At 65.1% G+C, this 21,131-nt stretch carries 20 protein-coding genes and 2 tRNA genes; 12 read left to right on the top strand and 10 right to left on the bottom strand.

The features are described 5' to 3' along the window. A partial coding sequence (gene putA, locus ACH13J_RS03335) for a bifunctional proline dehydrogenase/L-glutamate gamma-semialdehyde dehydrogenase PutA (protein WP_397541897.1) occupies window positions 1-2,150 on the bottom strand: 2,150 nt, incomplete at its 3' end. Window positions 2,151-2,262: 112 nt separating this feature from the next. Here putA and ACH13J_RS03340 point away from each other — a divergent pair. From ACH13J_RS03340 to ACH13J_RS03365, 6 genes are all read left to right on the top strand, one after another. After that, complete coding sequence (locus ACH13J_RS03340; RefSeq protein WP_397541898.1) at window positions 2,263-2,739, top strand: Lrp/AsnC ligand binding domain-containing protein; 477 nt, start codon at window positions 2,263-2,265, stop codon at window positions 2,737-2,739. Between the two features lie 32 nt (window positions 2,740-2,771). Further along, window positions 2,772-3,326 carry a tetratricopeptide repeat protein gene (locus ACH13J_RS03345; protein ID WP_397541899.1) on the top strand — a complete coding sequence of 185 codons (555 nt, stop codon included), beginning with the start codon at window positions 2,772-2,774 and terminating at the stop codon, window positions 3,324-3,326. A gap of 106 nt (window positions 3,327-3,432) precedes the next feature. Beyond that, a tRNA-Leu gene (locus ACH13J_RS03350) sits at window positions 3,433-3,518 on the top strand. A 494-nt stretch (window positions 3,519-4,012) separates the two neighbouring features. After that, window positions 4,013-4,906, top strand: coding sequence for a UTP--glucose-1-phosphate uridylyltransferase GalU (galU, locus tag ACH13J_RS03355; protein WP_397541900.1), 894 nt, complete (start codon window positions 4,013-4,015; stop codon window positions 4,904-4,906). A 102-nt stretch (window positions 4,907-5,008) separates the two neighbouring features. Further along, a tRNA-Gly gene (locus ACH13J_RS03360) sits at window positions 5,009-5,082 on the top strand. Between the two features lie 208 nt (window positions 5,083-5,290). Beyond that, complete coding sequence (locus ACH13J_RS03365) at window positions 5,291-7,087, top strand: ABC transporter transmembrane domain-containing protein (RefSeq protein WP_397541901.1); 1,797 nt, start codon at window positions 5,291-5,293, stop codon at window positions 7,085-7,087. A 6-nt stretch (window positions 7,088-7,093) separates the two neighbouring features. Here ACH13J_RS03365 and ACH13J_RS03370 read toward each other — a convergent pair whose 3' ends face one another. Next, complete coding sequence (locus ACH13J_RS03370) at window positions 7,094-7,435, bottom strand: metalloregulator ArsR/SmtB family transcription factor (RefSeq protein WP_397541902.1); 342 nt, start codon at window positions 7,433-7,435, stop codon at window positions 7,094-7,096. Window positions 7,436-7,681: 246 nt separating this feature from the next. On the opposite strand from ACH13J_RS03370, the gene ACH13J_RS03375 reads away from it, so the two are divergent. The 5 genes from ACH13J_RS03375 to ACH13J_RS03395 all read left to right on the top strand — a co-directional run bounded on the left by ACH13J_RS03375 (window position 7,682) and on the right by ACH13J_RS03395 (window position 11,238). Further along, window positions 7,682-8,314 carry an ATP-dependent Clp protease proteolytic subunit gene (locus tag ACH13J_RS03375; protein ID WP_397541903.1) on the top strand — a complete coding sequence of 211 codons (633 nt, stop codon included), beginning with the start codon at window positions 7,682-7,684 and terminating at the stop codon, window positions 8,312-8,314. Between the two features lie 145 nt (window positions 8,315-8,459). Then, entirely contained in the window at window positions 8,460-9,722 is a 1,263-nt protein-coding gene (gene clpX / locus ACH13J_RS03380; RefSeq protein ID WP_397541904.1) for an ATP-dependent Clp protease ATP-binding subunit ClpX, read from the top strand. A gap of 199 nt (window positions 9,723-9,921) precedes the next feature. After that, window positions 9,922-10,305, top strand: coding sequence for an NADH:ubiquinone oxidoreductase subunit NDUFA12 (locus ACH13J_RS03385; protein WP_397541905.1), 384 nt, complete (start codon window positions 9,922-9,924; stop codon window positions 10,303-10,305). A 25-nt stretch (window positions 10,306-10,330) separates the two neighbouring features. Further along, complete coding sequence (mlaD, locus tag ACH13J_RS03390) at window positions 10,331-10,798, top strand: outer membrane lipid asymmetry maintenance protein MlaD (RefSeq protein WP_397541906.1); 468 nt, start codon at window positions 10,331-10,333, stop codon at window positions 10,796-10,798. Further along, entirely contained in the window at window positions 10,795-11,238 is a 444-nt protein-coding gene (locus ACH13J_RS03395; protein WP_397541907.1) for a DUF2155 domain-containing protein, read from the top strand. The genes mlaD and ACH13J_RS03395 overlap by 4 nt, the downstream gene beginning before the upstream one ends. Here ACH13J_RS03395 and aat read toward each other — a convergent pair. The 7 genes from aat to ACH13J_RS03430 form a co-directional block, all read right to left on the bottom strand. Next, entirely contained in the window at window positions 11,199-11,852 is a 654-nt protein-coding gene (gene aat, locus ACH13J_RS03400) for a leucyl/phenylalanyl-tRNA--protein transferase (protein ID WP_397541908.1), read from the bottom strand. The two genes, ACH13J_RS03395 and aat, sit on opposite strands and share 40 nt — an antisense overlap. Window positions 11,853-11,874: 22 nt before the next feature. Then, the gene (gene accC / locus ACH13J_RS03405) at window positions 11,875-13,224 is read right to left on the bottom strand and encodes an acetyl-CoA carboxylase biotin carboxylase subunit (RefSeq protein WP_397541909.1); all 1,350 of its coding nucleotides are present in this window, start codon (window positions 13,222-13,224) and stop codon (window positions 11,875-11,877) included. A gap of 10 nt (window positions 13,225-13,234) precedes the next feature. Beyond that, a complete protein-coding gene (gene accB, locus ACH13J_RS03410; RefSeq protein ID WP_397541910.1) occupies window positions 13,235-13,744 on the bottom strand; it encodes an acetyl-CoA carboxylase biotin carboxyl carrier protein in 510 nt (169 codons plus the stop codon). A gap of 174 nt (window positions 13,745-13,918) precedes the next feature. Then, window positions 13,919-14,461: a LuxR C-terminal-related transcriptional regulator gene (locus ACH13J_RS03415; RefSeq protein WP_397541911.1), complete on the bottom strand. Its 543-nt coding sequence runs from the start codon at window positions 14,459-14,461 to the stop codon at window positions 13,919-13,921. Window positions 14,462-14,539: 78 nt separating this feature from the next. Further along, window positions 14,540-15,487, bottom strand: a complete 948-nt coding sequence (locus ACH13J_RS03420) for an MBL fold metallo-hydrolase (RefSeq protein WP_397541912.1) — start codon at window positions 15,485-15,487, stop codon at window positions 14,540-14,542. Then, complete coding sequence (locus tag ACH13J_RS03425) at window positions 15,484-16,404, bottom strand: MBL fold metallo-hydrolase (RefSeq protein ID WP_397541913.1); 921 nt, start codon at window positions 16,402-16,404, stop codon at window positions 15,484-15,486. The genes ACH13J_RS03420 and ACH13J_RS03425 overlap by 4 nt, the downstream gene beginning before the upstream one ends. Before the next feature lie 85 nt (window positions 16,405-16,489). Then, window positions 16,490-18,367, bottom strand: a complete 1,878-nt coding sequence (locus ACH13J_RS03430) for a M1 family aminopeptidase (RefSeq protein ID WP_397541914.1) — start codon at window positions 18,365-18,367, stop codon at window positions 16,490-16,492. Window positions 18,368-18,596: 229 nt separating this feature from the next. Here ACH13J_RS03430 and ACH13J_RS03435 point away from each other — a divergent pair, with 229 nt between their 5' ends. Then, the gene (locus tag ACH13J_RS03435) at window positions 18,597-19,979 is read left to right on the top strand and encodes an aminotransferase (RefSeq protein ID WP_397541915.1); all 1,383 of its coding nucleotides are present in this window, start codon (window positions 18,597-18,599) and stop codon (window positions 19,977-19,979) included. Between the two features lie 66 nt (window positions 19,980-20,045). On the opposite strand, the gene ACH13J_RS03440 is transcribed toward ACH13J_RS03435, so the two are convergent. Further along, complete coding sequence (locus tag ACH13J_RS03440) at window positions 20,046-21,128, bottom strand: DUF6614 family protein (RefSeq protein ID WP_397541916.1); 1,083 nt, start codon at window positions 21,126-21,128, stop codon at window positions 20,046-20,048. Window positions 21,129-21,131 lie beyond the last annotated feature (3 nt).

Genomic DNA, 21,131 nt, shown 5'->3' on the forward strand with positions numbered 1-21,131 from the left:
CCCGCGCCGGGCAGGAGCTGGAGCGCCGCCCGCGGCACGCCGGCCTCGTGCATGAGCCGGACGGCGACATGCGCGATCAGCGGCGATTGTTCGGCCGGCTTGGCCAGCACGGCGTTGCCCGCCGCCAGCGCGGCCGCGATCTGCCCGGTGAAGATGGCCAGCGGGAAATTCCACGGCGAGATGCAGGTGAAGGTGCCCACGGGCGCGCCCTCGGGCGCGTTGGCGGCGTAGTAGCGCAGGAAATCCACAGCCTCGCGCAGCTCGGCCACCGAATCCAGCACCGACTTGCCGGCCTCGCGCGCGATGACGGCGAACAGCTCGCCGAAATTCTCCTCGTAGAGATCGGCCACGCTGCCGAGAATCCGCGCGCGCTCGGCGGCGGGAGCGTCCCAGACCCGGGCGGTTTCGATCGCCGTTTCGATGTCGGCATCGCTGGCGAAGGCCACCGTGCCGGGCCTGTCGGCCGGGTCCGCGGGGTTGGTGGCGTCATGCGGCGCCTGCGGGGCCGCTGTGCCGGCAAGGACCGGTCCTCCTTCCCATGCGTGCCTTGCAAACGGGCCGCGCGCGGCCTCGATGGCGTCGAGCGTGGGTTGATGCGTCAGGTCGAATCCCTGCGAGTTGCGCCGCTCCGGCAGGAAGAGCTCCGGTCCGGCGGGCAGCTTGGGCATTTCGTCGTGGATGGCCTCGAACGGGTCGCGCGCCACCACCTCCGGCGGCACGTCCTCGTCCACGATCTGGTTGACGAAGCTGGAATTGGCCCCGTTCTCGAGCAGGCGGCGCACGAGGTAGGCGAGCAGGTCGCGATGGGCCCCAACCGGCGCGTAGATGCGACAGCGGGTGCCCTCCGACTGCATGATCAGCCCGTGCAGCGAATCCCCCATGCCGTGCAGACGCTGGAACTCGTAGGCTGACTTGTCCTGCCCCATCTCCAGGATCGCGGCGGCGGTGTGCGCGTTGTGCGTGGCGAACTGCGGATAGATCCGGTCGGTCATGTTCAGCAGCTTGCGCGCGCAGGCGATATAGCAGACATCCGTCGCCGCCTTGGAGGTGAACACGGGAAAACCGTCGACGCCCTTGACCTGCGCCAGCTTGATCTCGGTGTCCCAGTAGGCGCCCTTGACCAGCCGTACCATGATCCGGCGATCCAGCCGCTGCGCGAGGTCATGGAGATAGTCGAGCACGTGTGGCGCCCGCTGGCCATAGGCCTGCACGACGACGCCGAAACCGTCCCACCCCGCGAGCGACGGCTCGCTCAGCGTCGCCTCGATCACGTCGAGCGACAGCGACAGGCGGTCGGCTTCCTCGGCGTCGATGTTGAGCCCCATGCCCGCCGACTTGGCGAGGATCGCGAGGCTGCGCAGCCGCGGCATCAGCACGTCCATGACCTGGTCGCGCTGCGCGACCTCGTAGCGGGGATGCAGCGCGGACAGCTTGACCGAGATGCCGGGGTTTTTCCGGGTGTCGGAGTCCTTGCACGCCGCCGATATGGCCGAGATCGCGCGGGAATAGGCAAGATGATAGCGGATCGCGTCGGCATCGGTGCGCGCGGCCTCGCCCAGCATGTCGTAGGAATAGGTATAACCCTTCTTCTCCATCCCCGCCGCGCGGCTCATCGCCGATTCGATGCTCTCGCCCAGCACGAACTGCCGGCCCATCTCCTTCATCGCGCGGCCCACGGCGGTGCGGATCACGGGCTCGCCCAGCCGTTTCATCGCCCCGCGCAACGCCTTGACCGGGCCCGGGTCGTCGTCCTTGAGCACCTTGCCTGTCAGCATGAGCGCCCATGTCGAGGCGTTCACCAGCGGCGAGGTGGAATGGCCCATGTGCTTGCCCCAGTCCGACGGCGCGATCTTGTCCTCGATCAGCGCGTCGATGGTCTCGGCGTCGGGCACGCGCAGAAGCGCCTCGGCGAGGCACATCAGCGCGATACCCTCTTCGGTCGACAGCCCGTATTCCGCGAGGAAGACCTCCATCAGGCCGGGGCTGGACTGGCTGCGGATGTCGCGGACGAGTTCCGCGCCGCGGCGGCAGATACGCGCACGGTCCTCTTCACCCAGGTCGGCCATCCGGACGAGCCGCTCAAGCGTTTCGCCCTCGTCGGCATAGGTGGCAAGGTCGATCAGGCGGCGAATGTCGCTGTCATAGGGCATGTCATGCTCCCCGGCAGAAGTTATTTTTGTCATTCTATCATTGCCAAACGGATCATTTTTCCCGAAAAATCACTGAAACTGGTCTATCGGACTTTTGAAACGGGTAAATGCGATGCAAAATGACGACTCGGATCTCGACCGTTTCGACCGGGCGATTCTGCGGGTTCTCGCCGGGGACGGGCGGATGTCCATCACCGACCTGTCCCGCGCCATCGGCCTGTCGAAGTCGCCCACGCAGGCCAGGCTGCGCCGGCTGGAGGCCGCCGGGATCATCACGGGCTACCGCGCGCTGGTCGACCCGATCCGGCTGGGCCATGACCACGTCAGCTTCGTCGAGGTGCGGCTTCACGACACCCGGGAAAAGGCACTGGCGGAGTTCAACGCCGCGGTCCTCAGGGTGCCGGAGATCGAACAGTGCCACATGATCGCGGGCAATTTCGATTACCTGATCAAGATCAGGACGCAGAGCATGACGGATTACCGGCGCATCCTCGCAGAGCATGTCTCGACGCTGCCGCACGTTGCAAACACCTCGACCTACGTGGCCATGGAGGCGGTCAAGGATAACGCTCTTCCTGACGTGATTTGATCCGTACGGCCAGAACGCTCTATCATTGGGTCATGAGACATGTTCTTGCCGTCACTCTTGCCGCCCTCTGGGCAGCCCCGACCAATGCCGGGGAATGTCCCCCCTTGCCCGACCGTTCGCAGGAACTCGCCGAGCTGATCGCCGCGGCCCGCGATGCACCCGATGCGCGGGCGGGCAGGCGGATATCGGATGAGATGTGGGAAATCTGGGCGGACGCCCCGGATGCATATGCGCAGGATCTGCTCGACGAGGGGATGACCCGGCGCGAGGCCCATGATTTCGCCGGGGCCATGGATGCGTTCGACGCGCTGGTCGAATACTGCCCGCATTACGCGGAAGGGTACAACCAGCGTGCCTTCGTCAATTTTCTCCGGCAGGACTACGAGGCGGCGCTGCCCGATCTCGACCGGACGCTGGAGCTGTCGCCGCGCCACGTCGCGGCCCTGACGGGCAAGGCGCTGACGCTGGCCGCGCTGGACCGCAAGGGCGAGGCGGCGCTGACGTTGCGCAAGGCGCTGGAGTTCAATCCGTGGCTGGGCGAGCGCCATCTGCTGCCCGTGCTGGAGGCGGCCGAGGAAGAGATCTGATGCGAACCGTCGCCGCAACAATGGCGTGACGGAAATTCCGCCCGTGCACGGCACCTGAGTTGTCCTTGCCGCCCGCAGAGGATAGGCATCGCAGCGCGTCGGCCGTGCGGGCGTGGTGGAACGGTAGACACATGGCACTTAAAATGCCTGGGCCGAAAGGCCGTGCCGGTTCGAGTCCGGCCGCCCGCACCAGACGTGTTTGACTTCTTGTACGGCGCGAACGGGTGCCCGGCGCGGCCCGGCCGTCAGAACGGCTTCCTCGCCGTATCACCGGCTTGTCGCCCCGGACGACCGGCGCAGCACGTACGAATCATGGGGTGATATGGCCCTCGGCGCAGCGAGGACCATGTGCAAGGTGACAACCGTCATACATGCATGTTTGCATGCACTCCCGTCGGGCCGAAAAGCCCCGGTCGATACAAATGTGTTCACGCTCCAACGGGCGAGCCGTTGTGCTTGCATGACCGGGAAAAAAGAGTTTGTCGGGAGAGTCGCTTTCGCATAAATCGGGTTTCGAAAGTCTCTTTGAAATGACAACCGTTGGCCATTATTGCGTCACGGGAATGATCCAGATGATATACTTGTTTTGGACTGATTTACTGTCTGGCGTGATCGAATTGCGCGCGAAAGCAGCCATTTGAAGCGAGTGTGCGCGCGCCCACGCCAAAAATGACAAGAGGGTTGAAATGAAGCGTAAGGTCACCAAGGCGATTTTTCCGGTTGCGGGGCTTGGTACACGGTTCCTGCCGGCGACGAAATCCGTGCCGAAGGAAATCATGACGCTGGTGGACCGTCCACTGATCCAGTACGCGATCGACGAGGCCCGGGCGGCTGGTATCACGGAGTTCATCTTCGTCACGTCGCGGGGCAAAAGCGCGCTCGAGGATTATTTCGATTCCACGCCACACCTTGAGAACGAACTTCGCAAGAAAAAGAAGACCGAGCTGCTTGACCTGCTGAAGTCCACCAACATGGACAGCGGCGCCATCGCCTATATCCGCCAGCAAAAGCCGATGGGGCTGGGGCACGCCGTGTGGTGCGCGCGCCGGCTGATCGCCAACGAACCCTTCGCGGTGATCCTGCCCGACGACGTGATCGCGGCCGAGAAGCCCTGCCTGCAACAGATGGTGGAAGCCTACCAGGAGACTGGCGGCAACATGGTGGCCGCGATGGAAGTGGCCGAAGACCAGACCGGCGCATACGGTGTTCTGGACGTCAAGGAGGATATGGGCGCGCTCGTCTCGGTCAACGGAATGGTCGAGAAACCGGCGCCCGGCGAGGCGCCGTCGAACCTCGCGGTCATCGGGCGCTACATTCTCACCCCCTCCACCATGAAGCGCCTCACGCGCATCAAGCAGGGGGCCGGGGGCGAGGTTCAGCTGACAGACGCCATTGCGCAGCAGGTGGACTCGGACGAGGGGGTGTATGGCCTCCGCTTCCGCGGGCAGCGTTTCGACTGTGGCTCCAAGGCCGGCTTCCTCAAGGCCACCGTGGCCTTTGGCCTTGCGCGGGAGGATCTGCGCGACGAGTTTTCCGGGTTCATCCAGGAAATGGCGGCGACCGAGCGGGCCGCGCAATAATTGCCACGTCGGCGCGGGCAATGCCGGTTGCCGGGCAGGCGCCGGCAGATGACTTGCGTCTTGACGTCCGACGCGCCATGGCATAGGCAGTTGCCGCGCCGGGCGGGCATGGTGAAATGGTATCACACGAGCCTTCCAAGCTCTTGGTGCGGGTTCGATTCCCGCTGCCCGCTCCAGCCGTTTCCTAATCAGAACATGTGAGCGCGTAACCCGCCGCGCGCTTCGTATGCTGCGGCAGCGCCTTTAGGGCGCCCGCGACTCGGTGGATGCAGAAGACCCGCGCTGTGTCAGCGGGGCGTATTGTGCCGCTTGCCCATGGCGGGCCTCTTGACCCTCTGCCACCCTGCGGTCAAGAAAGCTTTCGACGGATCAAGAGGACACGATATGGTGCGCAGGGCCGCTGCAGACTCCGAAAGGGAGGAACGGGCGAAGTCGAAGAGCGTTGGGGCGCTGGCCAATCTCTGGCCGTTCGTCCGGCCCTACCGGCTTCTCGCCGCCGCCGCGGCGCTGGCGTTGGTGCTGACGGCAGCGGTATCGCTCATCCTGCCGCTGGCGGTGCGGCGCGTGGTCGACAATTTCGACACCGAGGACGGTGCGATCCTCGACCAATATTTCATGGCGGCGATCGTGATCGCGGGGCTGCTGGCGCTCGGAACCGCGCTGCGCTACGCGCTTGTGACGCGCCTTGGCGAACGGGTGGTCGCGGACATCCGCAAGGCCCTGTTCGACCGCGTCATCGGCATGAGCCCGGCATTCTTTGAAACGGTCATGACGGGCGAGGTTCTCAGCCGCATCACGACGGACACGACGCTGATCCAGTCGGTGATCGGGTCATCCATTTCCATCGCGCTGCGTAACCTGCTGCTGTTTGCCGGCGGGCTGGTGCTCATGCTGATCACCTCGCCCAAGCTGACGCTGCTGGTCCTGCTGATCGTGCCGGTCATCATCGTCCCGATCCTGACGCTCGGCCGCCGGCTGCGGAAGCTGAGCCGCGAAAACCAGGACTGGATCGCCAACAGTTCCGGCAACGCGTCTGAGGCGCTGACGAGCGTGCAGACCGTGCAGGCCTTCACGCATGAGGAGGCGAGCCGCGCCCGCTTCGGCGATGTGACCGAACAGAGCTATGCGTCGGCCCGGCGGCGGATTTCCACACGCGCGCTGATGACCGCGATCGTCATCTTCATGGTGTTCACCGGCGTTGTCGGCGTGCTGTGGATCGGCGCGCGCGACGTGCGCGCCGGAGAGATGAGCGCCGGCATGCTGGTGCAGTTCGTGATCTACTCGGTCATGGTGGCCGGCGCGGTGGGGGCGCTTTCCGAGATCTGGGGGGAGTTGCAGCGCGCTGCCGGCGCGACGGAGCGGCTTGTCGAGTTACTGCGCGCCGATGACGCCGTGACGGATCCCGCCGATCCGCGCCCGGTTCCGGCCCCGGTGACCGGGGCGATCACGTTCGAGGATGTCCATTTCGCTTATCCCTCGCGCCGCGATATTCCCGCGCTTGACGGGCTGAGCCTGTCGATCACCCCGGGCGAAACGGTTGCCCTCGTCGGTCCCTCGGGCGCGGGCAAGACCACGATCATCCAGATGATCCTGCGCTTTTACGATCCCGATTCCGGGCAGGTCAAGCTGGACGGCGTGCCGCTGCGCGACATGTCGAGACAGCAGTTCCGCAAGGCGATGGCGCTCGTCCCGCAGGATCCGGTGATCTTTGCCGCCTCTGCGCGCGAGAACATCCGTTTCGGACGGCTCGATGCCACGGATGCCGAGGTGGAGCAGGCCGCGCGCGCCGCCGCCGCGCATGATTTCATCTCCGGCTTGCCGGAAGGCTACGACACCTATGTCGGGGAACGCGGCGTGATGCTGTCAGGTGGGCAGAAGCAGCGCATCGCCATCGCCCGGGCCATCCTGAGGGATGCGCCGGTGCTGCTGTTGGACGAGGCGACGTCGGCGCTGGACGCGGAAAGCGAGCGTGCCGTGCAGGAGGCGGTCGATGCCATGTCCAGAACCCGTACCACGATCATCGTGGCCCACCGGCTGGCCACCGTGAAGAAGGCGGACCGCATTATCGTGATGGACCAGGGGCGTATCGCCGCGGAGGGCACGCATGACAGCCTCGTGGCCGAGGACGGACTCTATGCGCGGCTTGCGCGGCTGCAGTTCACTGATGGGCGGGCAGCGTGACCCCTGTCACCCCCCGCCGCCGTCGCAGAACAGGTCGTAGACCACCTCGATCACCCGGCGTGGCCGCTCGTCGGCAAGGCTGTAATAGATCGTCTTGCCCTCGCGGCGGGGCACGACCAGCCCCTCGTTGCGCAAACGCGACAGCTGCTGGGACACGGCCGCCTGCCGGGCGGAGAGCAGGCGTTCCAACTCGGTGACGGATTTTTCGCCGGTCACGAGGTGGCACAGGATCATCAGCCGACCCTCATGGCTGATCGCCTTGAGGAAAGTCGCGGCCTCCTGTGCGTTCTCGGCCATGCGGGCCTGTTCTTCGGGGCTGAGGGTCTCGTCGAGGACGGGCAAGGGCATGACCGGCAATTCCAAACGGTATTTGTAAGGCAATATAGGCTTTTTGCCGCAAAGGCAAAGCCGATGCTGGCGCGGATGACGGATGGTCCCCCGCGTTGTTTCCGTTGGGCGTCAGGGCATGGTGCACGCATGTCCGCGCAGCGCGGTAAAATCCGGTGCGGCTCTTGCAGCGTCTGGGGCGCGGCACTAAGACTCCGTTAGCAGATGATCCGGTAGGGGTCGCACAATCAATCAGGCAGGCGGACCATGAACGATCCACACGAATTTTACATGAACACGCTCGTGCCCATGGTGGTCGAGCAGACCAGCCGGGGCGAGCGCGCCTACGACATTTTCTCGCGCCTGCTGAAAGAGCGCATCATATTCGTCAACGGCCCGGTCCATGACGGCATGTCCAGCCTCATCGTGGCGCAGCTGCTGCACCTGGAGGCGGAGAACCCGTCGAAAGAGATCAGCATGTACATCAACAGCCCCGGAGGCGTGGTGACAAGCGGGCTGTCTATCTATGACACCATGCAGTACATCAAGCCGGATGTCAGCACGCTGGTCATAGGCCAAGCGGCGAGCATGGGCTCGCTGCTGCTGACGGCGGGGGCGAAGGGTATGCGGTTCGCCCTGCCCAACAGCCGAATCATGGTGCACCAGCCCTCCGGCGGGTACCAGGGCCAGGCCACCGACATCATGATCCACGCCGAGGAAACGCTGAAACTCAAGCGGCGTTTGAACAACATCTACGTCAAGCATACCGGCCAGCCGCTCAAGAAGGTCGAGGACGCGCTGGAGCGCGACCATTTCATGGATCCCGAAGCGGCCAAGGAGTGGGGCCTGATAGACGAGATCGTGGAGAACCGGAACTCCGACAAGGACGAGCAGGGTTGACCGGGAACCTTGGCGACAAGCGGCCGAGGGGCCATTTTTCGCATTGAGGTGGTCACTGTGCTGTCCTAAGCTGACGCGGACAGGAACCAGCAGACGGTCGTGCGCGGCGTGGTGACATGGCGCGGCGCAGCCTGAAAGGGAACGAATGGCGACGAATTCAACCGGCGACAGCAAGAACACCCTTTACTGCAGCTTCTGCGGGAAAAGCCAACACGAGGTTCGGAAGCTGATTGCCGGGCCCACGGTATTCATCTGTGATGAATGCGTCGAGCTGTGCATGGACATCATCCGCGAAGAGACCAAGGGCGCCGGGCTGAAATCCAGCGAGGGCGTGCCGAGCCCGCGCGAGATCTGTGACGTGCTGGACGATTACGTGATCGGCCAGGCCATGGCCAAGCGCGTTCTGTCGGTGGCCGTCCACAACCACTACAAGCGGCTGGAGAACGCCGGCAAGAGCGAGATCGAGTTGCAGAAGTCGAACATTCTGCTGATCGGGCCGACAGGCTGCGGCAAGACCCTTCTTGCGCAGACGCTCGCGCGCATCCTCGACGTCCCGTTCACGATGGCCGATGCCACCACGCTGACCGAGGCGGGATATGTCGGCGAGGATGTCGAGAACATCATCCTCAAGCTGCTGCAGTCCAGCGAGTACAACGTGGAAAGGGCGCAGCGCGGTATCGTCTACATCGACGAGATCGACAAGATCACCCGCAAGTCCGAGAATCCCTCGATCACGCGCGACGTATCCGGCGAGGGGGTGCAGCAGGCTCTGCTGAAGATGATGGAGGGAACGGTTGCCAGCGTCCCGCCGCAGGGCGGGCGCAAGCATCCGCAGCAGGAATTCCTGCAGGTAGACACCACCAACATCCTGTTCATCGTTGGCGGGGCCTTCGCGGGGCTCGACAAGATCATCGCGCAGCGCGGCAAGGGCAGCGCGATGGGCTTCGGTGCGGATGTGCGCGGCGTGGACGAGCGCGGCATCGGCGAGGTCTTTGGCGATCTGGAGCCCGAGGATCTGCTGAAATTCGGCCTGATTCCCGAATTCGTCGGGCGGCTGCCGGTCATCGCCACGCTGGAGGACCTCGACGAGGATGCACTGGTGACCATCCTGACCCAGCCCAAGAACGCGCTGGTAAAGCAATACCAGCGGCTTTTCGAGCTGGAGGACGTGCAGCTGACCTTTACCGAGGACGCGCTGCTGGCCATCGCCAAGCGCGCCATCGCACGCAAGACGGGCGCGCGCGGCTTGCGTTCGATCCTGGAGGACATCCTGCTGGACACGATGTTCGACCTGCCCGGAATGGAAAACGTCGACGAGGTCGTGGTGAACGAGGAGGCCGTCACCTCTGACGCGCGGCCGCTGATGATCTATACCGATCAGGCCAAGGAAGGCACGAGCGCGGGCTGAGCCGGCGCCGTTCGGATTATCTGTCGGAAACGCCCGCCGCCGATGGCGGGCGTTTCAAGTTTGCGGGTCGCAGGGCCGGGCGCGCCCTGATCGCGAAGCCTGGCCTGTCACGTGATCCGCGGCCCGTGACCTGACAGCGGGCACTGGACCTTTGCCGATATTTGCGCCATATCGGGACCAGCGATGACCGGAGGATTTCATGGGTCTCATCAACACGCTTCTGCGCGCTGTCACGTGGTGGCACGGTGCCACGCTCAACACCCTGTTCTATACTTGGCGCAAGGGGGTCCGGGTCGGCGAGGACGAGCAGGGCAACGTGTTCTACCGTACGCATGACGACAAGAAACGCTGGGTGATCTTCAACGGCGAGGCGGAGGCAAGCCGCGTCAGCCCCGACTGGCACGGCTGGCTGCACTACACCTTCAAGGAGCCGCCGACGGACCAGCCATTGCGGCACAAGCCTTGGGAGCGTCCGCACGAGGAAAACCTCACCGGCACAGCGCTGGCCTACGCACCCGCGGGATCCATTCGGCGCGCCGACCCCGTGGAGCGGCACGATTACGAAGCATGGACCCCGGAATAATCAATCGACTGCAGGACGCCCAGCCATGACGACGGACCATACAACGGAGGTCATTGTCGGCGGTGCCGTGCTTGCGGTGGCGGTGGGGTTCCTGTTCTATGCCGGGCAGGTCACCGGGATGAGCGGCGGCCAGGAGGAATACGAACTCAGCGCCAGTTTCCGCAGCGCCGATGGCGTGACGGTCGGTACGGATGTCCGCATGGCCGGGGTCAAGATCGGCCGCGTGACCGACATCAACCTCGATCCCGAAACCTATCGTGCCGCGACGGTCTTTACCGTCCGCGACGGTATCGATGTGCCGGATGACAGCGCGGTGGCGGTTTCCTCCGAGGGCTTGCTGGGTGGCAATTACGTCGAGATCCTGCCGGGCGGATCGCCATTCTATTTCGAACCGGGGGACGAGATAGAGTTCACGCAGGGTTCCGTGAGCCTCGTCAGCCTGTTGATGAAATTCGTATCCGGCGACGAACAGGGCGAGGACAGTGGCCAATGACCGTTCGCCTAGCGGTCGTGCCCGCGGTGGTGCTCGGCCTGTCCGCGGGCATCGTTGCGGCGCAGCAGGGCGATGCGCTGGATGATGCCGTGTCGGAGGCGCTGAACCCGCCGGAGGCTCGGGAGCAGGACACCGGCGGCGTCAGGCAGGCCAGCGGCGCCGTGTTGCGGGGGCTCGACAAGGTCAATGCCGACGTGACCGACATGGAACTCGGAAGCGGCGAAACCGCCGGGTATGGTCGCCTTGACGTCCGTTTGCGGGAATGTCGTTACCCGGCAGGTGATCCGGCCGGCGATGCCTATGCGTTTGTCACCGTCCGCGACGGCGATAACGGCGAGGAGCTTTTCTCGGGCTGGATGATCGCCTCGTCGCCCGCGCTCAACGCGCTGGAGCATCCCCGTTACGATGTCTGGGTGCTGCGCTGCACCACCAGCGAGTGAGGATCGGTGTCGAACGGTTGGGCGGTTATCGACGCCGGCTTTTCCAACGCGTCGTGCAGAAGCGCGCGGTACCGGGCTCTGGACACCTCCACCCCGCCCAAACTGGCAAGATGCGGCGTGATGAACTGCGTGTCGAAGAGTTCGAAACCGCAGCGCGACAGGTGGCGCGTGAGAAAGGCCAACGCCATCTTTGAGGCATCGGTGCGCCGGGAGAACATGCTTTCGCCGAAAAAGGCCGATCCCAGCGTGACACCGTAAACACCGCCCGCAAGCTCCTCTCCCGTCCAGATCTCGATGGAATGCGCGTGTCCCGTCCGGTGCAAAGAGCAGTACAGGCGCGCGATCTCGGCGCTGATCCATGTTTCGGAGCGGTCCGCGCAGCCCTCGACCACGGCGTCGAAGGCCCGGTTCAGCGTCACGCCGTACCTCCCGCCGCGCAGCCGCCGCGCCAGTGAGCGCGAGATATGGAAGCTGTCCAGGGGCAGGATGCCGCGCCGGCGCGGATCGACCCAGAAAATCTCGGTATCCTCACGCGATTCGGCCATCGGGAAAATGCCCGAGGCGTACGCGCCGAGAAGCACCGCCGGCGTCAGGACGGGGTCCTGATCCTTCATGCAGGCCCCGGGGCCGGGACGCTCATCCGCGAAGGTTGGTTTCCAGCCATTTCTCCAGCCAGTGGATGTTGTAGTTGCCGGTCAGGATGTCCTCCTCCTGCAACAGGGCATGGAAGAGCGGCACGGTCGTGTCGACGCCGTCCACGATCAACTCGCCCAGGGCGCGTGCCAGACGCGAGAGCGCGGCGGGCCGGTCCCTGCCGCTGACAATCAGCTTGGCAATCAACGAGTCGTAGTAAGGCGGGATCGCGTATCCGTCGTAGAGCGCGGAATCCATCCGCACACCAAGCCCACCCGGCGCATGGAACTGGGTGATGCGGCCCGGGCGGGGCGAGAACTCGGGCAGCTTTTCGGCGTTGATCCGAACCTCGATGGCATGGCCGTTGATTTCCAGATCCTCCTGGCTGAAGGACATGGGCAGGCCTTCGGCCACGCGGATTTGCTCATGCACGAGATCCACGCCGAACACGGCCTCGGTAACCGGGTGCTCGACCTGCAGGCGGGTGTTCATCTCGATGAAATAGAATTCGCCGTCCTCGTAGAGGAATTCGATCGTGCCCGCGCCGGCATAGTTGATCGCGGCTGCGGCGTCGGCGCAAATCCTGCCAATGCGCGCGCGCTCATCGGCGGATATGCTGGGGCCGGGCGCCTCTTCCAGTACCTTCTGGTGGCGCCGCTGGAGGGAGCAGTCGCGCTCTCCCAGGTGGACGGCGCGCCCCTTGCCGTCTCCGAAAACCTGGATTTCGATATGGCGCGGCGTCGTGAGGTATTTCTCGATATACACCTCGTCATTGCCGAAGGCCGCCTTGGCCTCGGACCGGGCGGTGAGGAAGGCGCGTTCCAGCTCCTCGCCGGACTGCGCCACTTTCATGCCGCGGCCGCCGCCGCCGGCGGTGGCCTTGACGATCACCGGGTACCCGATCTCGTCGCCCAGCTTGCGGGCGGCGGTCACGTCGGCGACCCCGCCCTCGGAGCCCGGCACGCAGGGCACGCCGAGTTTCTTCATCGTTTCCTTGGCAGCGATCTTGTCGCCCATCACGCGGATATGCTCGGCCGTGGGGCCGATGAAGGTCAGGTCATGGTCCTCGACGATCTGGACGAAATTGGCGTTCTCGGAAAGAAAACCGTAGCCGGGATGGATCGCCTGCGCACCGGTGACCTCGCAGGCGGCGATGATCGAGGGAATCGACAGGTAGCTGTCGGTCGAGGGAGGCGGGCCGATGCAGACGGACTCGTCGGCCATGCGCACATGCATCGCGTCGGCATCGGCCGTCGAGTGGACCGCGACGGAGCGGATGCCCATCTCGCGGGCGGCGCGTATGACGCGGAGGGCGATCTCGCCCCGGTTGGCCACAAGGATCTTGTCGAACATGTGTCGCGCCTCACTCGATGATGACGAGCGGCGCGCCGAACTCGACCGCGGCGCCGTCTTCGACGAGTATCCGCTTGACGGTGCCACTGCGCGGCGCAGGGATATGGTTCATTGTCTTCATGGCTTCGACGATCAGCAGGGTATCGCCCTCGGCGACATTTTCCCCGATGGATACAAAGGGGGGCGCGCCGGGCTCCGCCTGCATGTAGACGGTTCCAACCATCGGCGACGTCACCGCGCCGGGATGGCTGGCGGGGTCCTCGACGCTTTCGGCGTCCATGGCCGCGGGGGTGTCGCTCGCCGCGGCAGCGGGGGCTGCAGGGGGGGGGGTGCCGGGGGCCGCGGGGGACGGCACGGAGGCGTAGGCGGCCACCTCCTGCTTGCGGCTGACGCGCACGTTCAGGCTATCGTTGTCGCCATAGTCGCGCTTGACGTGCAGCTCGGTCAGTTCGTTGTCATTGAGAAGTTCCGCAAGCGCGCGGATGAAGGCCGCATCGTCATCATGTGTTTTGTTCGGCATTTCTGTCCTCGACCAGCAGCGACGGTTCGTCGCGTTGCATGATTTTCGCCGCTTATAGGGTAAGGCGGCCGGTTAGAAAAGCGGTCCGTTTGACCCACAGGTGGGGGGCGGCGCGGGCAAATGCGAGGGTCGGGGCGCAAATCGGTCCGGGGTGCGGCGCGATGTCCCGCCGGTTTACAGCGGCATGCCCGAAAGCTTCGCCACCAGTTCGGCCAGCTTGCGGGCCTGGAACTTGTCCAGCAGGCGTGCACGGTAGACCTCGACCGTGCGATAGGAAAGGCCCAGCTCCTGCCCGATCTCCTTGGAAGTGAGGCCGCGGCAGGTGAGGATCGCGACCTCGCGTTCGCGCTGTGTCAACGTCGCGACCGGGCGTTCATCGGACAGGTCCGTGAACGACCAGATGCCGCGCGCAAAGGGGGTTTCCGGCGTGAGCGACTGTCCCCGCACACGACACCAGAACAGCGTGCCGTCGCGGCGTTTCATCACGCGTTCGTCGTGATAGGTGCCGGTTGCTTGCATCGCCCTCAGGCCGCGCTCGCCGATGCGGCGGTATTCCTCGATCGAGGGGTAGTAGCAGGCCAGCGGAACGTCGGTGTAATCGCGGGGTGTGTCGCCGAATATGGCGGCGAACCGGCGGTTGCACCGGCGGATGATACGGTTTTCCAGCACCGCCAGCCCGACAGGCGCGTGGTCGAAGGCAAGTTCCCCGAACTGCATGCCACCCTTATGCCCCAGCTTGCAGGGCGCGGGAATCGGAAAATCCGCCGGGGCCGGCAAGGCCCCGGCGAGGCGCGTCTATTCCCACTCCATCTGCTCGTAGACGCGGCCGGCGTTCTTGGTCGCGAGTTCCTCGAACGTGTCGAGGTGAGCGTAAGGGGACTGGTCCACGTAATAGGCGTCTGCAAGGTCGCCGCCCTCGTCGAGATGCTCGCGGATCTTGCCGCGCAGGTAGACAAGGTAGTCACGGGTGTAGCGCCGCACCTGCGCCATGTTGGTTGGGTGTCCGTGGCCCGGAATGACATAGGTGGCGTTCAGCGCCTCGAACTCGTTTTCCCATGTCTCCAGCCAGTCGCGGGTGTAGGTGTGCTGGAAGATCGGCAGCAATCTCTCGTGAAACGCCATGTCGCCCGAGATGACGAGGCTCTGCTCAGGCAGCCAGACGACGATGTCGCCGGGGCTGTGCGCGGGGCCGAGATAGCGCGCCTCGATACGGAACCCGCCCATCTCGACGATGTATTCGTCGGAAAAGGTTTCCGTCGGACCCTGCACGGTCGTGCCCTCGGCCTTGTCGCGGTTGTAGCGCTTCATGCCTTCCAGAACCGAGCCGCCATATTCCTCGATCTCGTGCGCGGCATCCTCGTGCGCGACGATTGGCACGCCCTGCTCGGCCCAGTAGGAATTGCCCAGCATCGCATGGCCCTGGCCGTTCTCGTTGAAAACCAGCTTCACCGGCTGGTCGGTGATCCCTTTGATCTCTTCGTGCAGCGCCTTGGCCAATCCGTACGCCGCCCCGCCGTTGACGACGACCACGCCCTCGCCGGTGACGATGAAGCTGAGGTTGTTGTTGTGGCCCGAGTTTTCATAGGTCGGTGGCGCGGTGGCGCCGATGGCCGACCAGACACCGGGTATGAATTCCACCGGCTTGTCGTAGAGCATGGAGCCGGGATACTTGTCGGCGATGTCCTCGCTGGCCGTGGCGGCCGTGGCAATCAACAGCATCGCGGTCAGGAAAACGCCCTTCATTCCATGTCCTCCGTCACGAACCGATAGGCATCGCCCTTGCGCTCCACCCGGCCAGTACCGCCGCCGGGCAGGTGGAAGCCGATGATGCGCATGTTGTCCGCGGCCATCTTGTCCAGCAGGCTCTGGCGGGTTCTCGCCCCCATCTCGGGGTCCTGGTCGGAGCCGCTCGGCCAGTCGGGCCGCTCGAAATTGACATGCGCGTTGGTGACGGCGTCGCCCACGACCAGCACCGGTGCGCCGCCGGTCGCGACCTCGAAGGACATGTGCCCCGGCGTATGGCCGCCCGTGGCGTGTGCCATGACACCCGGCACCACCTCGTCACCATCGGTGAAAAAGCTCGTGCGCTCCGCGATGGCCTCCAGCCGCCGGCCGGCCCCGACGGCAAAGGCCGCGCGCGCCTCGCCGATGGTGTCCACCGTCTCCGGGTCGGACCAGTAATCCCATTCGGCCTGACCGAAATGATAGGCCGCCTCGTAAAAGGTCAGCTCGTCGAAATCATCGAGCACGCCCCACAGGTGGTCGGGATGGCCGTGCGTGAACACGACGTCGGTCACCTCCTCTGGCGCGATCTCCATTTCGTATAGCGTGTTCACCAGCTCGCCGGCGGTGGGCATGAAGGTCGGGCCGGAGCCGGCATCGAACAGCACCGTGCGGTCGCCGTCGCGCATGACGGTGACGTTGCAGGGCGGCTGCACCTCGTCGCGGGAGACGCCATGCTCGGACAGGATCTCGGCAAGTTGCTCCTCGGGCAGACCGTCAAAGACGAAATCGCCCGGCAGGACGAGGTTGCCGTCGCTTGCCGTCATCACCTCGCGCCCGCTGCCCGAGGCGATGACACGCCCCCCGGTGACGCCCAGTCCCGCGGTCAGCCCCGCGGCGCCCATGGCCTTCAGAATCTGCCTTCGCGTGCTGCGCATGGCTTTCTCCTCCCCGATATATTCGCTCACTTGAATACATTACGCGGGGTGGTGGGCCCATGCAACAGCCATGGCCATGGAACGGTCAGTCCAGCCGGCGCGTCATCGGGCTGCGCGTGACCGGCCAGCGCCCGGCGCGCAAACCGCCTGATCCGTCCGAGATGACGTAGCTCTGTCCGGCGTAATAGCGCAGCGCGGCGAGCCCCCCGGTGATCCTCGGCGCTTCGCCCGCGGCGAACAACCAAAGGCGGCCTTGCGGATCGCGTTCCGCCCACGCCCGGATTTGCCCTGCCGTGGCGGTGTCCGGCGGTGCGTTGCCGAAGGCCGCGGCGCGTGTGTCGAGGACCTTGTCCAGTGGCCCCACAAGGATGGTCGCGCTGCCGCCCGGTGCCAGCGCATCCGGGGATGTTGCCGTCGGCACCGTCGCGTCCGGAACAGCCTTGGCAAGTTCGCGCGCGGCATCCTCGTAGCCGGGGAACGCCGCGAGGGTCGGCGCGTCGGCTTTCAGGACGTCGCCAAGGGTCACGGGCAGTTCGCCCCCCAGCAAGACGCGCGCAACGTCGAAACCGGGGTCCACCGCCACGGAGACAGGCCTTTCATCCCGCTTGATCACGAAGTCGCGGCGCGTTGTCTCGAGTTGCAGGGTTTCTGTCGTGGCCCCTGCCGTGGTGGTTATCCTAACCGGCAGGTCGAGTGCGTAGGGCGGCGTGTCCTGCGCGAGTTGCAGGGTCACGGTATAACCGTTGCCGCTGCGTGCCGCGCCTGCGGCGACAAGCTCGACCCGCGGCAGGCCGGGTCTGTCCAGCCATTGTTCGAAGAATTGTCCGAGGTCCCGGCCCGAGACTTGTTCGAACGCGGCGCGCAGGTCGCCCCACCCCGCAATCCCGCCGCGTTGATCGGCATAAAACCTTTGCAGGCCGGCATCGAACAACCGTGGCCCAAGGTCGTTTTTCAGCATGTGGAACAACATCGCCGCCTTGCCGTAACCGACCGACTGGTTCTGCCGGTGCCCCGCGGAGACGAAATCGCGCAGGGTTTTTCCGTCCTTGTCGCCAAGCGCCGTCAAGGCGGTCAGCCAGTCCCGGCGCATCGCTCGGGCCGCCGTCGGGCCGGCCTCCTCCGCAAGCGCATGATCGGCTTGATAGCTCGTCAGCCCCTCGGCCCAGTTGCCGCGGGCGTAATCCACGCCGACGGCGTTGCCCCACCATCCGTGCAGGACCTCGTGCGCCAGAGAACGGCCAAGCATGTAGGGATGCCCAAGGATGCGTTCGCTGACATAGGTCATGCCCGCCAGCCCGTAGCCGACCGGCACGGGGGCCGAAACGATGTTGAATCCGTCATAGGCGTATTCGCCGATCCGCGCCGTGTAGCGCGACAAGTATCTTCCCGCCGCGTCAAGGTAATCCTGCGCGACATCTTCGTGCACGTCCGGAAAATAGGTCCTCATGACGGTATCGCCGGTGCGCGCCTGCGATACCTTGTACGGGCCGAAGAACACGGCAAGGCCGCGCAACGGCCCAACCGGGGCGAAAGTGGCCGTATAGGTGCCGTCCCGCACGGTTTCCGACAAGAGTTTGGCGTTGGCGACGGCCCGGTGGCTGTGGGGTACGGACAACCGCACGCGCGCCTCCGCGTGTTGCGCGGGCAACCAGGCCAGCATGTCGAAGGCAAACGCGCCGGCCGTGGCGGCGCCGCGCATCCGGTTGCCCGCCTTTATCGGGGGCAAGCGCCCGCTCAGGGTCAGCGTATCGGCGCGCCCGTCTTCCAACGGCGACAGCCACGCGGGCGGGGCTATGTCCTCCTTGTCGGCCAGTTGGCGCGGCATGGACAACGTGATTTCGCGTGAGCCGGGGGCGTAGGTGATACCGATCTCCCGGTCCGAGGCGTCCGCATGGGCGGAACCCACGCAAAACAACAGCGCGACAACCGCGACGAGGCGGCGAAGCTGGTAGGCATGCAGCATGAAAACCTCAGTGTCCGGTGCACCGGAGATAGGCCGCGCGCGGCGCCGAGCAAGCGCGCGCTGTCGCGCGCCGGCGGCACGATGCTGCGGATTTTGGTTGAATATTCATTCAATGGGCGCGTAGAGTGGCGTTAAATCGGCAAGGTTCACAGACCTTCTGTCCTGCGGGCGGCGTTTGCGCCGGCAGGGCGTGGTCATCTTGCCGAACAAGACAGAACAGGGGGAAATGATGAACGAATTCGCGAACACCGGTCACAACGCCGCGCTGGACATGATCGAGGACTCCGACCGGGCGCACCACCTGCACCCTTGGGATCACATGGGATCATGGAAGCAGGGTGAGCGTTTCGTCGTGACCCATGCCGAGGGCATACATCTCTACGACGCTTCCGGCCGCAAGCTGATCGATGGACCGGCCGGGATGTGGAACGTCCAGATTGGCTATGGCCGCAAGGAAATGGCGGATGCCATCGCGCATCAGGTGATGGAGCTGCCTTATGTGTCGCCGTGGTCGGTCACGACCTCGCCCGCGGCCCGCCTTGCCGAGAAGGTGGCCGAACTCGCGCCGGGGCCTCTCAACACGGTAATGTTCACCACCGGCGGCTCCACGGCCGTCGATACCGCGTTGCGGACGATGCACTTTCTGAACAACCGCCTCGGCCGGCCCGAGAAGAAAAAGGTCATCGCGCGCGAAAAAGGGTATCACGGCTCCACCTACCTTGCGGCCAGCGTTACCGGCAAGGAACGCGACAAGAGCTGGTTCGACTTCGAGGAAAGGCTGGTGCATTTCCTGCCGGACGTGAACCCCTATATCCGGCCCGACGGCATGACCGAGGCGGAATGGTGCGATGCCAAGGTGGCGGATCTCGAGCGCGCCATCGAGGAGATCGGTGCCGACAAGATCGGGGCCTTCATCGCCGAACCCATCCTGTGCTCGGGCGGCGTGATCATCCCCCCGGAGGGCTATCACCGCCGCACGCTGGAGCTGTGCCGAAAGCACGATATCCTCTACATCTCCGACGAGGTGGTTACGGGGTTCGGCAGGCTCGGGCACTGGTTCGCCTCAGAAGAGGTGTTCGGGATCGAGCCCGACATGATCACCTGCGCCAAGGGAATCACCTCGGGCTACCTGCCGCTCGGGGCGTGCATCATTTCCGACCGCGTGATGGACCGGATGACCGGCGCGGATCACGATGTCCTGTTTCCCAACGGGTACACATATTCGGCACATCCGGTCTGCTGTGCGGCAGCACTTAAGAACATCGAGATCATGGAGCAGGAAAACCTGCTGGACCACGTGCAGGAGGTCACGCCGCATTTCCTCGAACGGCTGACGGCGCTGGAATCCTCGCCGATCATCGGCGACGCCCGCGGCATGGGGCTCCTGGGGTGTCTCGAGGGGCTGACCGACGGGCGCGACACGCCGCTCAGCGTTCAGCGCACGCTGGGCGAACGGCTGGACGCCGCATGCGAGGCGCGCGGCCTGATCGTGCGCCCGCTCATCAACATGTGCGTCTTCTCGCCGCCGCTGACCATCAGCCGCGACGAGATCGACCGCATGTTCGATATCCTCGAGGACGCCATCAAGGAGGTCGCGGCGGATTTCGCATAGCGCGACCATCCCCCGGGGCCCGGGCGCCGCGTTACCCGCGGCGCTGGCGGGGGTCCCCGGCCCCCGCTATCCCGTCGGCGTGCAATTCGCCACCAACAGGCGCGTGCCCGCCTGCGTTTGCCAGCCGACCGTGTGCCCGGCCGGCAGGTAGGCCGTCTCGCCAGCGCCGAACACCTGCTCCGCCCCGTCGGCGGAGAGGGTCAGTCGCCCTTCCAGCACGTGGATCAGCCGGTTTTCCGTGACCGGTGCGGCGGGCAGGGTCGTCGCTGCCCAATGGGCGACTCCCACCTGCATGGATCCCGTCGCGTTGACGAAATCCAACCGTTGGGTGGCCACCTCCTCGCCCGTTTCGCGGGGGGCGAGATCGGGCACCGTGATGCGGTGCAGCGACGGGTTGTTGCCCGTCGCGGGAACAGGGCCGTCAAGGATCATGAAAACCTTTCGCAGATAGCCGTCCTGCTTCCACTGGCATTCGAACCCCTTGGGAATGATGAAGGCGTCGCCCTCGGTCAGTTCGACATCCTTGCCGTCCGGCAGCCCCATGACGAGCGACCCCTCCAGCAGGATCATCAGTTCGTCCACGGGATAGGGGGCCATGTGCTCGGTCTGGGCCGTGCAGTCCCAGACACCGGCGAGATATCCCGCATCCGGCTGCTCGTGATAGATATGCCCGCGCTGAACGGGTTCGCCGGACACGAGATCGGCGGGATCGATACGGTCCCATTCCACAAGGCCCGTGTCGGCGGGGCCATGCGGCTCGAAGCGGATGATGGCTGGCGTGTCGGTCATTTTCATGCTCCTTCTCGGTTGCGTCGCTGGGCGCGGTACGGGCGCCTCCTCCCAGCACAGGAAGACGGAATTCGTGATGCGCCGATGCATCTGCAGGTGGCTTGCCGTTGCCGGGCGCAGGCTGCGCTGGATATGGGCGTAGGCCGCATCGAGCTGGGCGCGATCACGAAAGTCCAGCGTCGTGAAATACTGCTGCTCACGGCCGTCATCGGTGTCCATCGGCGTGTCGGCGACGCGTCGGCCGACGGGGCCAGCCCCGATGATCAGCCCCGCCGCGCGCAGTTTCGCGACGAAGAGGTCGTAGGCGGCGCGGAAACGGCTCTCGTCCTCGCCCGGCCGCAGGTCGAAGGATGACAGCATCCG

This window comes from Roseovarius salis (assembly GCF_044472985.1).
GTDB classification, from domain to species: domain Bacteria; phylum Pseudomonadota; class Alphaproteobacteria; order Rhodobacterales; family Rhodobacteraceae; genus Roseovarius; species Roseovarius salis.

Coding starts and splice junctions, on each gene's coding strand:
- ACH13J_RS03345 (WP_397541899.1), top strand. CDS start 2,772: ATGAGACATGTTCTTGCCGTCACTCTTGCCGCCCTCTGGGCAGCCCCG.
- aat (WP_397541908.1), bottom strand. CDS start 11,852: ATGAAGGATCAGGACCCCGTCCTGACGCCGGCGGTGCTTCTCGGCGCG.
- ACH13J_RS03370 (WP_397541902.1), bottom strand. CDS start 7,435: ATGCCCTTGCCCGTCCTCGACGAGACCCTCAGCCCCGAAGAACAGGCC.
- ACH13J_RS03415 (WP_397541911.1), bottom strand. CDS start 14,461: ATGCAGTTCGGGGAACTTGCCTTCGACCACGCGCCTGTCGGGCTGGCG.
- galU (WP_397541900.1), top strand. CDS start 4,013: ATGAAGCGTAAGGTCACCAAGGCGATTTTTCCGGTTGCGGGGCTTGGT.
- ACH13J_RS03425 (WP_397541913.1), bottom strand. CDS start 16,404: ATGCGCAGCACGCGAAGGCAGATTCTGAAGGCCATGGGCGCCGCGGGG.
- ACH13J_RS03440 (WP_397541916.1), bottom strand. CDS start 21,128: ATGCTGTCATCCTTCGACCTGCGGCCGGGCGAGGACGAGAGCCGTTTC.
- ACH13J_RS03365 (WP_397541901.1), top strand. CDS start 5,291: ATGGTGCGCAGGGCCGCTGCAGACTCCGAAAGGGAGGAACGGGCGAAG.
- ACH13J_RS03435 (WP_397541915.1), top strand. CDS start 18,597: ATGAACGAATTCGCGAACACCGGTCACAACGCCGCGCTGGACATGATC.
- accB (WP_397541910.1), bottom strand. CDS start 13,744: ATGCCGAACAAAACACATGATGACGATGCGGCCTTCATCCGCGCGCTT.
- ACH13J_RS03340 (WP_397541898.1), top strand. CDS start 2,263: ATGCAAAATGACGACTCGGATCTCGACCGTTTCGACCGGGCGATTCTG.
- ACH13J_RS03375 (WP_397541903.1), top strand. CDS start 7,682: ATGAACGATCCACACGAATTTTACATGAACACGCTCGTGCCCATGGTG.
- accC (WP_397541909.1), bottom strand. CDS start 13,224: ATGTTCGACAAGATCCTTGTGGCCAACCGGGGCGAGATCGCCCTCCGC.
- mlaD (WP_397541906.1), top strand. CDS start 10,331: ATGACGACGGACCATACAACGGAGGTCATTGTCGGCGGTGCCGTGCTT.
- ACH13J_RS03430 (WP_397541914.1), bottom strand. CDS start 18,367: ATGCTGCATGCCTACCAGCTTCGCCGCCTCGTCGCGGTTGTCGCGCTG.
- ACH13J_RS03395 (WP_397541907.1), top strand. CDS start 10,795: ATGACCGTTCGCCTAGCGGTCGTGCCCGCGGTGGTGCTCGGCCTGTCC.
- ACH13J_RS03420 (WP_397541912.1), bottom strand. CDS start 15,487: ATGAAGGGCGTTTTCCTGACCGCGATGCTGTTGATTGCCACGGCCGCC.
- ACH13J_RS03385 (WP_397541905.1), top strand. CDS start 9,922: ATGGGTCTCATCAACACGCTTCTGCGCGCTGTCACGTGGTGGCACGGT.
- clpX (WP_397541904.1), top strand. CDS start 8,460: ATGGCGACGAATTCAACCGGCGACAGCAAGAACACCCTTTACTGCAGC.